Consider the following 14,587-nt stretch of genomic DNA (forward strand, 5'->3'; position numbering starts at 1 on the left):
TCCCCTTTTCGCATTATCTGAACGGAGTCAGATTACTTCTGAACTTCTTGTACGCCAGATACGCGAACTTCTACGCGACGGTCCGGAGCCAGGCAGGAGATCAGCTGAGCTTTGGCTTTCACGCCATTGCACTTGGTGCCGGTAACCGGGTTGGCTTCGCCACGACCTTCGATGGCAACCTTGCTGGCAGCCATACCCTTGCTGACCAGGAAGTTGGCAACGGTGCGGGCACGGGCTTCAGACAGCTTTTGGTTGTAGGCGTCGGAACCGATACGGTCGGTGTAACCAACGACAACAGCGTTGCCATCTTTCGGCTGGAACTCAACGATCTGCTGGTACAGAGCGTTCAGGGCAGCAACGCCTTCCGGCTTCAGGCTGTCTTTGCCAAAGGCGAACAGCACGTCGGAGTTCAGGGCGAAGTTCTTCTCAACTACCTGCGGAGCCGGGGCCGGGGCTTCTTCAACAACCGGAGCCGGAGCCGGAGCTACGTAGGAAGTACGGAACGGGTGGTATACGGCTTCCAGGGTCGCAACGCTCTGGTTGGACTTGTAGCGTACGTCGTCCGGGACGTTGCCTGCGTGCAGGTCAGCCACGTCCCACATGTAGCGGTAGCGAGCTTGCAGATCCAGCGCGTCGTTGACCTTGTAGGTCACGCCCAGGCCAGCCAGCGGGGATACTTTGGTGTCGCTGGTGCCCAGACCGTCGGTGTGAGCCCAGTAGGCGCCGCCTTCAGCGAAGGCGGAGAAGTCGCCGCCCAGCGGCAGACGAGCGATACCGGACAGGGTGGCACCCTGGTTCTCGTAACGCAGACCGTTGGTGTTGCCACGGCCAGCGTACTGGTAGCCGAATTCGGTACCAAAGTTTTCGGTGAAGTTGTAACCGACGAAGGCGTTGGCAGCAGCAGAGTTTTCTTCGCCAGTGTTCACGTCTTCGATCTTGTTCAGACCGTTGAAGTGAGCAGCACCAACGCCGGCACCGAAGTAGATGTCATCAGCGGCGTGAGCGGCAGTTGCACCCATGGCAGCCATGGCGATGGCGATCAGGGAAGGAGCCATTTTCATCATAAAAAAATCCTCGTTGAGATGGCACGTTGTTCACGTGCTTCGCACTTTTTAATTTATGTAAGCTGCAGGCTCTGCCGAACAACAGCGTTGAGTCTGGCAGGGATCCCGGTTCCTTCCGGGAGGCACGCATTCCTGGTGCACTAGCGAGCGGGGGACATTGCAAAAACAATGGTTCACCCCTTCACGAACAGCCGGTGTCATTCCGATGACGTGGCGCACTCTATGCCGAATTCAAAACATGATCAAGCTCACACATAATCCATATGGCAGATTGTGTCGTGTGGGTAACTGGCTGTTTATCCAGATTAATTAGTGATCCAAATAGGATCTGTGCAGTCTCTTTTCGAGTTTCATATAGGCCTGAACCCAGTCAGATTGCGCCATGGCGGGAGATTCCCTCGCCTGGAACACCGCCAGATAATCGGCCTCGGTTACTTCGCACAGTAAGGGTGTAAAACTGACCAAAAAATGCCGGGCCAGGTAGGGATCCAGGGGCCAGATATTGAGGATGGCCCGGGCCACAGGCTGTACTGCAGCTGAACAGCAAAAGTGGCGGTGGCCCGCCTCGAGCCAGTCGGCCATCTCGGCAAGCGCGCGGGTGGGGACCAGACCGCCATCCCCTTTTGTGCTGGCCAGTGTCAGCTGCTGGCCATTGCCAAGCAGCAGGGTTCCCGATTCCTGCATGACGCCGTCGTGGCTGCGCAGGGAAAGTCCGGCAACGGGCTGGTCGAGAAACAGGCTGCTCTTGTCATCCAGCGCAGCCAAAACTGCTGCCGCCTGATCGTGCAGGGCGGCAGGCAACCAGAAGGCTTCGGCGCGTGTCTGCTGGCCCTGCTGCAATTGGCGACTGAGTTCTGCGGGGGAGGATACCGGGTGTAAACAGGAGATTATGCCGGGAAGTGCCATGGGTTCTTACTCTTAAGGGATAGCCCGCGGATTATACGAGTAATTCCTGTGGCAACAATAAAGGTTTCTTTTCGAGACTGTTTACCTGAGGCGGTTGAGCGATTACCATCCCCGATGTTTGCAAGGGTTGTCGTCGAAAGACGCTGATTAAAGATAGAGACTCGACCATAACGAGTCCGTTCAAAACTGATACACTTGACTACGAGTCGTCGCGAAAAATAAAGGTGGAGTCAATCCGCCGTACGGAGTATGGAACAATATGAATTCAAATATCGTAACTGTTGGTAAGAAGATCCGTCAGATCCGTGAAGCAGTCGGCCTGAGCCGTCCCAAGTTTGCTGATCTGCTGGGCGTTCCCCCGACCACCCTGAAGAACTATGAGCTGGGTTATCGTGAAGTTGGTGGCGCCTTCCTGGTGGCCCTGGCTCACCACCCGGAACTGCACAAGTTCACCCTCTGGCTGCTGGCTGACAAGAAAGTCGCCGAGATCGGCCAGATTGGCCCGGACGATATTGCCAAGGCTTGAGCTGATTGAGCCCTGACAAAAATGCCGCCCTCGAGGCGGCATTTTTTATTCATCATATTTCTTATTGATTTAATTAAATTTGGTTATTTGTGCTCTCACCAAGGCTTTTCACGAAAATACCTTGGCAAGCCGAATCAATCCTCAGAAAATTCCGACCGCTAAAATTAGCAGTACCCCTCGCATGATGCGCACAGTGAGACAAGCATGAGTCAAATCACCCCCAAGGCCAGAGATGGCTTTACCAGCAAATTCGGCGTTCTTGCCGCCACCCTGGGCTCAGCCGTCGGGCTGGGAAATATCTGGAAGTTTCCCTACCTGACGGGTGAAAACGGCGGTGCCGGTTTCCTGCTTGTCTATGTCATCGCCACCCTGCTGGTCGGCCTGCCGGTGATGATCTCGGAGATCATGCTGGGCCGCAAAGGCAAGTCCGACGCCGTCACCACCCTCAGCAAGCTGGCCCCCAAGGGGCAGCCCTGGTGGTTGATCGCCCTGATGGGGGTACTGGCCGCCTTCCTTATCATGTCCTTCTACTCCGAAGTGGCGGCCTGGGTCTTTGCCTACATCTTCAAGGCCGTTGACGGCTCCATCCTGTCGACCGATCCCAAGGTGACCGGGGCGGCCTTCGGGGCGCTGATAAGTGACCCGCTGCAGAGCCTGCTCTGGCAGTGGCTGGTGCTGATCCTGATGGGGGGCATCCTGCTGATGGGGGTCTCCAAGGGGATCGAGGCGGTCACCAAGAAGCTGATGCCGGTGCTCTTCATCCTGCTGCTGGTCATCGGCATCCGCAGCCTGACCCTGCCGGGCGCGAGCCAGGGGCTGCACTTTCTGTTCTCGCCGGATCTCTCCAAGATCACCGCCGGGGTGGTGCTGACCGCCATGGGGCTCGCCTTCTTCAAGCTCTCCATCGGCATGGGCTGCATGATGACCTATGGCAGCTACTTTCGGGATGATCAGAATATCCCGCTGACCACCTTCCGGGTGATGTGCGCCGATCTGTTCGTCTCCATGCTGGCCGGCATCGCCATCTTCCCGGCGGTATTCGCCTTCGGCTTTGAGCCCACCGCCGGTCCCTCCCTGCTGTTCATCACCATACCGGCGGTGTTTGCCAGCATTCCGTTCGGCCACCTGTTCATGGTGCTGTTCTTCGTGCTCTCCGCCATCGCCGCCACCGGTGCCATGCTCTCCATCCTGGAAGTGCCGGTCTCGGTGGTGTCAGAGCGATTCCACATGAGCCGCCCCAAGGCGACCCTGCTCAACCTGCTGGTGCTGGGGGCGGTGGGGTCGACCTGCGCGCTCTCCAACAGCTCGCTGGCGGAGGTACAGATCGCCGGCAAGACCTTCTTCGACCTGTTCGATTTCGTCTCCTCCAACGTATTGATGCCCCTTGGCGGCATCTTCCTCTGCCTGTTCGTGGGCTGGGTGTGGGGCTTCGAGCGGATGAAGGAGGCGCTGACCAACGGTGGCGAGCTGGAGCTGGCCATCCTCAAGCCGCTCTTCTTCATCATCCGTTACGTGTCGCCGCTGTTGATCCTGATCGTGATGCTCAAGGGGCTGGGGCTGTTCTAGACCAGCCGTTTCCACAGTAAAAGAGCGCCGCAAGGCGCTCTTTTTGTTGGTGATGCGGATCCGGTGAACCGTGCTAGATGAGGCCTAAGCGGGACAACTCTTCCTTGAGCTGATCGGCGTTGCGCTCGACGCAGGCTTCGCCTTCGTTGATGGCATCGCTGGCGCGGTGGAAATCCATGATGGAGAAGCTGCCAAGGCGCGGGCAGAGCTGGATCTCGGGCGGGTCGCCAGCCATCCGTGCTCGGGTGATGCGCTCCTGCATGATGTTGATGGAGCCGGTCATCACGCTCCACATGCCGGGTGTGTTGGGGCTGTCGCCCCGGTTGAACCACTGGCTGAAGCGGTTGCCGCCACTCGGTTCGTCCGGCTCGTCGGTCCAGGGCTGGTGCATGTCGGCGTTGAGGTTGACCGCGATCACCACCTCGGCTCCCATGGCGCGAGCCAGCGAGATGGGCACCGGGTTGACCACGGCGCCATCCACCAGCCAGCGATCGTCGACCCGGGTCGGGGTCAGGATGCCGGGCATGCCGCAGGAGGCGCGCACGCACTGGCGCAGCGGACCCTGCTGCAACCAGATCTCGCGACCGGTGTCGAGCTCGGTGGCGACGCAGGCGAAGGGGAGCGGCAGGCTCTCGATGGCGGGATCCCCTAAGTGATTGGCGGCGATGCCGAACACCTTCTCGCCGCGAAACAGGCCGCCGGAGAGGGCCGGATCGAGCAGGCTGACCACCTGCAAGCGGCTGAAGCCGCGTACCCAGCTCTCCAGCTTGTCCAGTTCACCGGCGGCATAGGCGGCGCCGACAAAGCTGCCGATGGAGCATCCCGCCACCAGATCCGGTTTGACACCGAGCCGCTCCAGCGCCCGTATGATGCCGATATGTGCCCATCCACGGGCCGCGCCGCTGCCAAGAGCCAGTCCCACACGGGGTTTTCGTGCCACTTTGTCTCTCCGAACATGAGTGAGGGGATCAGCTTACCCGCAGTTGCCGGCGCCGTCATCCTGCCAGGGTTCACTGCGATTGCGCCCGTTGGCCTTGGCCTGGTAGAGCGCCACGTCGGCCCGCCTGATGACCTCCTGCAGCGGCGTCTCGGCGCTGTCGTGGTGATAGCCGAGGCTGATGGTGACAGCCAGCGCTGGCGCCAGCTCCTGCCAGGGGTGACTGGCGATGTGCTGGCGCAACCGCTCGGCCAGCTGGTCGAGTGGTTCGCCCCCTTTGGCCGCCAGCAGCAGAAACTCCTCGCCGCCCCAGCGGATCAGGGCATCTTCCCGCCGCAGCTGTTGCTGGCACAGGTGCACCAGCTGGATCAGTACCTGATCGCCCACCTCGTGGCCAAAGCGGTCGTTGACCTGCTTGAAGTGATCGCAGTCGAACATGATCACCCCGACGCTGCCCCTGCGCTGTTGATGGCGGCGCTCGAACTCGTCGAAGTAGTGGCGGTTGAAGGCGCCGGTCAGGGCATCGTGACTGGAGAGGTAGTCCAGCTGCCGGTTCAGGCGGCGGGACTTGAGGTTGGCGAGCACGGCCCAGGCCATGAAGAAGAGGGCGATCAGGGTTGGTGCGGACTGACTGAGCAGGGCCCACAGCAGGGAAGGCAAAGGGACGCGATGGAGCAGGATTAGCTCGGTGTCAGGAATGGCGTGCTGGAACTGAAACGCTCCCTGGTGCCAGCGATAGCCAGCCTGCGTCGCCATCGGCTTTGGGCGCAGACCTGCCTCCTTCACGCTGCTGGCCAGGATCTGTTGATGCTGGTTGACCAGAAACAGGGTGCCCATCTCGGGGGTGGACTCTCGCAGCAGCTGTTCCAGCCGGGAGAGCAGCACGTCGATGCTGATGACCCCCACCAGCACCTGATCCTTCACGATGGGTTGTGACAGGGTGATCATCTGCCCCGCCCCGGCAAAGTCCTCGTAGGGGCGCGAGACAGTGGCGCGCAGGCTCTTCTCTTTCTGTTTCAAGGCGTCCTGCCAGTAGGACTTGAGATAGATGCTGCGCTGAAAATGGAACTGGCTGGAGGGAACCCAGGGGTAGAGGTAGAGGAAGTTATCGACCCCGGTGAAGTAGATCCAGCCGACCTTGTCCCCCAGCAGCTTGCTGGCGGTGGAGAGCAGGGGGGAGAGGCTCAGTGCCAGGTGCAGTCTGGCGGCCCGCTCGCTGCCGGGGGCTGGCAGTGATCCCAGCCCGGTCAGGTTGCCGCTCAGCCCCTTGGGCAGGTCGGCGGGCACCCGATCCAGCGCAAAACCCTGGTCGCCATTCTCCCGCAGGGCGCCGTAGAGCTGGAGAGTGAGGGCGGATTGCGGGTTGCTGCGCAGCCGCTCTTCTGCCTGACCGCGCATGGCCTCGAGAAAGGTTTCCATCTGTTGAAACTGGGATTTCAGGCGGGAGGCGGTGCTGAGGGTGTCGCTCTGATAATGGTCGGTGACCTGGGTCAGGGTCAGCTTGAGAGTGATGGCAAGCAGCAGGGCGACGAAGGCGCAGAGCAGCCATTGCAGGCGATAGGTAACAAAATGGGGTCTGGGTTCTGGCATAGGCGTTAGGCGGGATCCGGACAGGTTCGGAGCATCAGTTTAGGGCACAATCGTGAAGCCCGTCTTCTGCTACTGCTATTTCAATCAAATATCGCCGTTTCTGTTACGTTTTGTCACATTTATACATAGTCACGGCATAGTCAGGGGGTAACATGGTGACCATCATTGATGAAGTGCCCTCTTTTCTCTTAATTTCATGGATTGCTTGATGAAAATGCGTACTTGGCTGGTGCTTGCCTGCCTCTCTCTGCTGATTTCCGCCGGCTGGTATTACCGCCACTCCGCCCCTGCCGGCAAACCCCAGCCACGTCAGGTCAACATCCGGGCGCAGACGGTCAGCCAGAGCCTGGCCGAACCCGCCATCAAGCTGGTGAGCAAGCTGGCCGCCAACCGCTCCGTGGTGATCAGTCCCGAGGTGACCGGCCGCATCGTCAAGATTGCGGTGCGCTCCGGCCAGCAGGTCAAGCAGGGGGACGTGCTGATCGCCCTCGATGCCGGCAAGCAGCAGGCGGAGCTGGCCGAGCAGAGCGCCAGCGTGCGCGACGAGACCCGCAAGCTGCGGGACATGCGCCGGCTGGTGGCGCGCGGCGCCATCACCACCTCCGAGCTGGAGGGGCAGGAGGCCACGGTCGCCCAGGCTCAGGCCCGCGCCGATGCCGCCAAGTACGAGCTCTCCCTGCGCACCCTGCTGGCGCCGTTCGACGGCTCGGTCAGCCTCATCGATCTGAGCGAAGGGGCCCTGGTCAACAGCGGCGATACCCTGCTCCACCTGGACGAACTGGCCAAGCTGCGGCTCGATCTGGCGGTGCCTGAGCGCTACCTCTCGCTGCTGCGCCCCGGCATGGCGGTGACTGCGACCAGTTCGGCCTGGCCGGACCAATCTTTCCGCGGTGTGCTGGAGACGCTGGACAGCCGCGTCTCCAACGATACCCAGAACATCAAGGCGCGGGTGATCATCCCCAATCCCGACGGCCAGCTGCGCCCCGGCATGCTGCTCAACGTCGAACTCTCCCTGCCGCCACAGAAGATGACCCTGATCCCTGCCCAGTCGGTGGAGTATGCCGGCGAGCAGCGCTTCGTCTATCGTCTCGAACCCAATGGCAAGGTCAAGCGGGTGCCGGTGGTGCTGGGGGATACCCATGGCGAAGAGGTGTGGGTGACCGAGGGGCTCAAGGTGGGCGATCGCATCGTGGTCGAGGGGCTGGTCAACCTGCGTGACGGCGTCAGCGTGCACGACCTGGCGGAGGTCAAAGGCTGATGTGGCTCTCCGATATTTCCGTGCGCCGCCCGCTGGTGGCGGTGGTGCTGAGCGCGCTGCTCACCGTGTTCGGTCTGGTGGCGTTTTCCAAGCTGACGGTGCGGGAGATGCCGGACGTGCAGACCCCGTCCGTCTCCATCACCACCATGTACGAGGGGGCCGCCCCCGCCGTCATGGAGAGCCAGGTCACCAAGCCCATCGAGGATCAGCTCTCCGGCATCAGCGGCATCAAGAACATCAACTCGGTGACCCGCAAGGGACGCTCTGTCATCACGGTGGAGTTCAAGCTCGGCTGGAACATGGTGGAGGGGATCTCCGATGTGCGCGACGCCATCTCCCGCGCTCGCCCCAAGCTGCCGGACGAGGTGGATGAACCCCTGGTCACCAAGGACAACGGCAACGGCGACGTGGCGGTCTGGCTCAACTTCAGCAGCACCCAGATGGACCGCACCGCCATGACCGATTATGCCAACCGGGTGCTGGTGGATCCCTTGAGCCTGGTGGACGGGGTGAGCGAGGTGTCCCTCTCCGGCGATCTGACCCAGGTGATGTACGTGCGGCTGCGCCCATCCGACATGGCGGCGCGCGGCGTCACGGTGGCGGACGTGCAGGACGCCCTCAAGCGCGAGAACATCGAGCTGCCGGGGGGGGAGATCCGCAACAACAGCATGACCATGGCGGTACAGATCGCCCGGCTCTATCACACCGCCGCCGATTTCCAGGCGCTGCAGGTGCGCACCGCAGCCAACGGCCAGAGTATCTATCTGGCCGACATCGCCGATGTGGAGGTGGGGGCCAAGAACGAAGACAGCGCCTACCAGCGCAACGGCCGCGAGAGCCTGGGGATAGGCATAGTCGCGCAGTCCACCGCCAACCCGTTGGCGGTGGCGCAGGGGGTCGAGAAGAAGATGGCCGAGATGCAGCGCTTCCTGCCGGAGGGGGCGACCCTGGAGGTCGACTACGACTCCACCATCTTCATCAAGCAGGCCATCGACGAGGTGTACGAGACCCTGGCCATCTGCGCCGTGCTGGTGGTGGCCGTGCTCTACCTGTTCCTGGGGCAGGGGCGCACCACCCTCATTCCGGCCATCACGGTGCCGGTCTCCCTCATCTCCGCCTTTATTGGCGCTTGGTATCTCGGCTTTTCCATCAACCTCATCACCCTGTTGGCGCTCATTCTTGCCATCGGTCTGGTGGTGGATGACGCCATCGTGGTGGTGGAGAACATTCACCACCATCTGCAGCGCGGCGAGCCGCCCCTGCTGGCGGCCTGGCACGGCACCCGCGAGGTGGGCTTTGCGGTGATCGCCACCACTGCTGTACTGGTGATGGTGTTCGTGCCCATCGCTTTCATGGATGGCATGGTGGGCCGGCTCTTTACCGAGTTCGCCATCCTGCTGTCGCTGGCGGTGCTCTTCTCGTCGCTGATCGCGCTCACCCTGACCCCGGCCATGGGCTCCTGGCTGATGCGCTCGGTGGATCAACCCAACCGGCTGACGGCGGCGCTCGATCGCGGCCTCGGCTGGGTGGAGAAGCACTATCGCACTCTGCTTGGCGCCGTGCTGCATCACTCCCGTTGGACCCCGCTGGTGCTGGTGCTCTGCCTGGGCGGCATCGGCGCCCTGTTTGCTCAGCTGCCCACCAGCCTGACCCCGACCGAGGATCGGGGCGTGCTCTACGTGTTCGTCAAGGGGGCCGAGGGCACCAGCATCGAGCGGATGAAGCGCAACATGCAGCAGGTGGAGGCGGCCATCATGCCGCTGCTTGGCAAGGGGGTGGTGCAGGCCATGAGCTTCAGCACCCCGGCCTTCGGCCGCGGCGGCGATCAGACCGGCATGGCCATCATCCAGCTCACCGACTGGGCCGAGCGGGATGAGACCGCCACCGAGTTTGCCAAGTCCCTGAGCGGGCGGCTGGCCGGTATTCCGGACGTGATGATCCGCACCTTCCAGCCGGGCTTTCGCGGTGGCTCCACCGCGGCGGTGCAGTTCGTGCTGCAGGGCTCCGATTACGCCGAGCTCTATCAGCAGGGGCTGGCCCTGAAAGAGGCGGCAGCCCAGAGCGGCCTGATGGAGACGCCGGATCTCGACTATGCCGAGAAGACCCCGGAGCTGCAGGTGACCATAGAGCGGGATCGGGCCAACCAGCTCGGCATCCCGGTCTCCACCGTCGCGAGCTCCCTGCAGGCCCTGCTCGGCGGCATCAGCCAGACCACCTATGTCGACAGAGGGGAGGAGTACGACGTCTACCTGCGCGCCAACCAGCGAGACTTCAACGGCGTCTCCGACTTGAGCCGCATCTACCTCAAGGCAGCCAACGGCGAGATGGTGACCCTCTCGACCCTGGCCACCGTCAAGCAGGTGGCGAGCCCGCAGCGCCTCAATCACTACCAGCGTCAGAAGGCGGTGACCCTGACGGCGGATCTGGCGCCGGGCCACACCCTGGGTGAGGCGCTGGATTACCTGGACGGCTGGGCCAATGCCAACCTGCCAAACGGAATGACGGTGGATTATGCCGGCGAATCCAAGGACTATCGCGATAACCAGGGCGAGATGGTGATGGTGTTCGCTCTGGCCCTGCTGGTGGTCTATCTGGTGCTGGTGGCCCAGTTCGAGAGCATGCTGACCCCGGCGGTGGTGATGGTGACAGTGCCGCTCGGCATCTTCGGTGGTCTGCTCGGCCTCTGGCTGACGGGGCAGGAGATGAGCATCTACAGCCAGATCGGCATGATCATGCTGATCGGCATGGTGACCAAGAACGGCATCCTGATCGTCGAGTTTATCAACCAGCTGCGTCAGCGCGGCGAAGGGTTTGACGAGGCGATCATCGCAGGTTCGGTGCGCCGCTTGCGCCCCATTCTGATGACCTCGCTCACCGCCATCATAGGGGCCGTACCGCTGATGCTCTCCATGGGGGCTGGCTACGAGAGCCGGATGTCGGTGGGGACCGTGGTCTTCTTCGGCTTGTCTCTCGCGACCCTGGTGACCCTGCTGCTGGTGCCCGCCATCTACCATCTGCTGGCCAGACGGGCCGGCATGACCGGCGCGCGGGATCAACAGGTGGACGAGGCACTGGCCGCCAGCGAGGCCACCTCGCAGCAGGACAAACCGGCCGCCTGATGCGGCCCCCCATATAGGGGCAGAGGCTGGCAAGCAAATGGCTGCGGGTTAATATGTAGCCAGTTTGATACTCGAGGTGAGTCATGTTGCCATCAGCCATTTATGAGCCGCTGCCCTTTGCCTACATGGGCAGCGGTTTGCTTTTGTTGGGGATTGCCGATCAGCCGGGGCTGTTGCTGGCCGGGTTGGCACTCTATCTGGCCGGTTCGCTGGCCTGGTTTCGGCGCGGCGCCTATCGCCGCCCAGACAAGCACCGGCTGATGCGAAAGCAGGGCTGGCCGCTGTGGCTCTACGAGAGCCGGCCGTTTGCGCTGATCCTGCTGGGCCTGCTGATGCTGCGCCTGGCCACCCACCCGGTGTTCCTGGCGCCAGCCCTGGTCTGGTGCCTGCTGGGGGGTTATCAGCTGCTGCAGCGTCACTACAACCGTATCGTGCTGGCCCGCGCCCTGGCCTGAGCCGACCATTGACCCGCACTTTTGAGGCGAGCCCCGCTGGCTCGCCTTTTCCGCATCTATCGTAGGGGCAAAAAGCCGTCGCCCCCTCCTTGCTCTGCCGGTATAATGCGCGACCCGAATTGTTCCAGGTGGTCAAAATGCAGCCGGTTACCAACCTCTTCTCCTATCCCCGTTACTGGGCCGAGTGCTACGGCACGGCGCCCTTCCTGCCCATGTCCCGCGCGGAGATGGACAAGCTAGGCTGGGACAGCTGCGACATCGTGCTGGTGACAGGCGACGCCTACGTGGATCACCCGAGCTTCGGCATGGCGGTGATCGGCCGCATGCTCGAATCCCAGGGCTTTCGGGTCGGCATCATCGCCCAGCCGGACTGGTCATCGAAGGATGACTTCATGCGCTTGGGCAAGCCCAACCTCTTCTACGGGGTGACGGCGGGCAACATGGACTCCATGATCAACCGCTACACCGCCGACAAAAAATTGCGCCACGACGACGCCTACACCCCGGGGGACGTGGGCGGCAAGCGGCCGGACCGCGCCACCCTGGTCTATACCCAGCGCTGCAAAGAGGCCTATAAAGAGGTGCCGGTGGTCATCGGCGGCATCGAGGCATCCCTGCGCCGCATCGCTCACTACGACTACTGGTCCGAGACCATCCGTCGCTCCATCCTGATCGACGCCAAGGCCGACATCCTCATCTACGGCAACGCCGAGCGGCCGCTGATCGAGGTGGCTCACCGCATCGCAGGCGGCGAGACCATCGACACCATGCAGGACATTCGCGGCACCGCCGTGATCCGCAAGGAGCCGCTGCCGGGCTGGCGCGGGGTGGATTCGAGCAAGCTCGACCAGATTGGCCGCATCGATCCCATCCCCAACCCCTATATGGAAGGGGCCCCCTGCTCTGATGATGAGGGCACTTCGCCGATGGAGCAGGAGGCCAAGCCCATCCTGGTGCAGCCCCCCAAGCAAAAGCCGTGGGAGCAGACCTACGTCAAGCTGCCCGCCTATGAGCGGGTCAAAGAGGACAAGGTGCTCTACGCCCACGCCTCGCGCATTCTGCACCACGAGACCAACCCCGGCTGCGCCCGCGCCCTGGCGCAGGCCCACGGCGATCGCATCATCTGGGTCAACCCGCCTGCCTTCCCGCTCGAAACCGACGAGATGGACGGGGTGTTCGGCCTGCCGTACCAGCGGGTGCCGCACCCGGCCTATGGCAGCGAGAAGATCCCGGCCTACGACATGATCAAGACCTCGGTCAACATCATGCGCGGCTGCTTCGGCGGCTGCTCCTTCTGCTCCATCACCGAGCACGAGGGGCGCATCATCCAGAGCCGCTCGGAAGAGTCGATCCTCAAAGAAATCGAAGAGATCCGCGACAAGGTGCCCGGCTTTACCGGCGTCATCTCGGATCTCGGCGGCCCCACCGCCAACATGTACAAGTTGCGCTGCAAGAGCCCCAAGGCCGAGCAGACTTGTCGGCGTGCCTCCTGCGTCTGGCCGACCATCTGCCCACACATGGACACCGACCACAGCCCGACCATCAACCTCTATCGCAAGGCGCGCGACCTCAAGGGCATCAAGAAGATCCTGATCGCCTCCGGCGTGCGTTACGACATCGCGGTGGAAGATCCGCGCTACATCAAGGAGCTGGCCAAGTACCACGTCGGCGGCTACCTCAAGATCGCGCCGGAACACACCGAGGAGGGCCCGCTCTCCAAGATGATGAAGCCGGGGATGGGCAGCTACTACAGCTTCAAGGAGCTGTTCGACAAGTATTCCAAAGAGGCGGGCAAGCAGCAGTACCTGATCCCCTACTTCATCTCCGCCCACCCGGGCACCACGGATGAGGACATGGTGAACATGGCGCTCTGGATCAAGTCCAATCGCTTCAAGCTTGATCAGGTGCAGAACTTCTACCCGTCGCCGCTCGCCAACGCCACCACCATGTATTACACCGAGAAAAACCCGCTCAACAAGGTGAGCCGCCAGGGCGGGGACGTGTTCGTGGTGAAAGGGGAGCGTCGCCGTCGCCTGCACAAGGCGCTGCTGCGCTACCACGATCCGGCCGGCTGGCCGATGATCCGCGAGGCCCTGCTGGAGATGGGCAAGGGCCACCTGATCGGCAATGGCCCCGACTGCCTGGTGCCGCCGGAAGGCCGTGGCGAACTTAAAGGCAAGAGCGGGGCCGAGCGCAGCCGCAGCAAGGGCCTGAGGCCCGCCCTGACCCGCCACAGTGCCATCACCCATCAGCGCAGCAACGGGTCGGGCAACAAGGCTGCCCGTAGCGAGGCCGGTGCAGGCAATGCCCCGGCAGCCAGCAGAAATGGCGGCAAGGCGGGCAATGGCAAACCGGTGGGCTCCGAGCTCAAGTTGGGTAAAGGGAACGGCAAACCCGCCGCACAAGGCGCAGGCCAGAGTGCTGGTAAGAGCAAACCGGCTCACAAGGGCAAGGCGCCGACTCGCGCTGGCTCAGCCAAGCCGGGCGCCAAACCCGCCACTCAGGGCGGCAAGCCCGCGGCAAAAGGGAATGGTGCCAAGCGACCGGCTCGGTAATATTTCCTGACTGGAAAGTTATAGAAATTAAAAAGGCGACCGGATGGTCGCCTTTTTAATTTCTATCGAGCACATCACTGAAACTATTTTCCACACTTCGAAATCTCTCCCCGCACTTGAATTAATTGCTGATTCAAAAGCTCCGAGTACCTCCGCAGTTCTTCGACAAGACGTTCATCTGCCCGTAGTTGGTCATCATCTTTTTTATATATGCCACTATAAAGCGAAAGGGCAGACTGTATAGATCTCTCTGCTGCTTGCTGTTTAAGTATTATGGCATTTTCTTCGGAGGCATGTCTTTGGCATATAGATATTGACATTGAACTTTGTGATGCCAAGAGCTGGGCTTGTTGTTTTTGTAAGTTTTCATTTTGCAACTTTGTTCTATCAAGTTCTTCCGAAACATATGTATACCTTTCGATGGGCACATGTGTTTTTTCGATATCCGATTTATAAATATATGAATCGTGTAAAACGACATCAGCATTAAAAAAACCTGAAACGTACTTGTATGCTCCTAACCCGGCTATAAACCTGTAGAAAGAAAGAGTAAAGCAAGCGCCGTGTGTTTTTTAAAATCATCTAAAAGTTGCATAAAAATCCTTGTCAAA

Annotated in this window: 10 protein-coding genes; 6 read left to right on the forward strand and 4 right to left on the reverse strand. The window is 61.4% G+C overall.

The annotated features are described in order from the left end of the window. Positions 1 to 32 precede the first annotated feature (32 nt). Together AB5Y95_RS13710 and AB5Y95_RS13715 are read right to left on the reverse strand one after the other, a co-directional pair. Entirely contained in the window at positions 33 to 1,064 is a 1,032-nt protein-coding gene (locus tag AB5Y95_RS13710; protein WP_368161391.1) for an OmpA family protein, read from the reverse strand. A 309-nt stretch (positions 1,065 to 1,373) separates the two neighbouring features. Beyond that, entirely contained in the window at positions 1,374 to 1,970 is a 597-nt protein-coding gene (locus AB5Y95_RS13715; protein WP_099358631.1) for a hypothetical protein, read from the reverse strand. Between the two features lie 259 nt (positions 1,971 to 2,229). On the opposite strand from AB5Y95_RS13715, the gene AB5Y95_RS13720 reads away from it, so the two are divergent. Beyond that, positions 2,230 to 2,496 carry a DNA-binding transcriptional regulator gene (locus AB5Y95_RS13720; protein ID WP_005298604.1) on the forward strand — a complete coding sequence of 89 codons (267 nt, stop codon included), beginning with the start codon at positions 2,230 to 2,232 and terminating at the stop codon, positions 2,494 to 2,496. A 204-nt stretch (positions 2,497 to 2,700) separates the two neighbouring features. Then, entirely contained in the window at positions 2,701 to 4,062 is a 1,362-nt protein-coding gene (locus AB5Y95_RS13725; RefSeq protein WP_005298606.1) for a sodium-dependent transporter, read from the forward strand. Positions 4,063 to 4,135: 73 nt separating this feature from the next. On the opposite strand, the gene AB5Y95_RS13730 is transcribed toward AB5Y95_RS13725, so the two are convergent. After that, the gene (locus AB5Y95_RS13730; protein ID WP_005298608.1) at positions 4,136 to 5,002 is read right to left on the reverse strand and encodes a patatin-like phospholipase family protein; all 867 of its coding nucleotides are present in this window, start codon (positions 5,000 to 5,002) and stop codon (positions 4,136 to 4,138) included. 33 nt (positions 5,003 to 5,035) lie between these two features. Beyond that, on the reverse strand, positions 5,036 to 6,589 hold the full coding sequence (locus AB5Y95_RS13735) for a diguanylate cyclase (RefSeq protein ID WP_368161393.1): 1,554 nt from the start codon (positions 6,587 to 6,589) through the stop codon (positions 5,036 to 5,038). Between the two features lie 208 nt (positions 6,590 to 6,797). On the opposite strand from AB5Y95_RS13735, the gene AB5Y95_RS13740 reads away from it, so the two are divergent. The 4 genes from AB5Y95_RS13740 (at position 6,798) to AB5Y95_RS13755 (ending at position 13,976) form a co-directional block, all read left to right on the forward strand. After that, a complete protein-coding gene (locus AB5Y95_RS13740; RefSeq protein WP_368161395.1) occupies positions 6,798 to 7,847 on the forward strand; it encodes an efflux RND transporter periplasmic adaptor subunit in 1,050 nt (349 codons plus the stop codon). Continuing rightward, the gene (locus AB5Y95_RS13745) at positions 7,847 to 10,966 is read left to right on the forward strand and encodes an efflux RND transporter permease subunit (RefSeq protein WP_368161397.1); all 3,120 of its coding nucleotides are present in this window, start codon (positions 7,847 to 7,849) and stop codon (positions 10,964 to 10,966) included. The genes AB5Y95_RS13740 and AB5Y95_RS13745 overlap by 1 nt, the downstream gene beginning before the upstream one ends. An 83-nt stretch (positions 10,967 to 11,049) precedes the next feature. Next, positions 11,050 to 11,421, forward strand: coding sequence for a hypothetical protein (locus tag AB5Y95_RS13750; RefSeq protein WP_010634698.1), 372 nt, complete (start codon positions 11,050 to 11,052; stop codon positions 11,419 to 11,421). A gap of 137 nt (positions 11,422 to 11,558) precedes the next feature. After that, the gene (locus tag AB5Y95_RS13755) at positions 11,559 to 13,976 is read left to right on the forward strand and encodes a YgiQ family radical SAM protein (protein ID WP_368161400.1); all 2,418 of its coding nucleotides are present in this window, start codon (positions 11,559 to 11,561) and stop codon (positions 13,974 to 13,976) included. Positions 13,977 to 14,587 lie beyond the last annotated feature (611 nt).

The sequence above is a fragment of the Aeromonas sp. R5-3 genome (assembly GCF_040908225.1).
In the GTDB taxonomy this organism is placed as follows: domain Bacteria; phylum Pseudomonadota; class Gammaproteobacteria; order Enterobacterales; family Aeromonadaceae; genus Aeromonas; species Aeromonas dhakensis.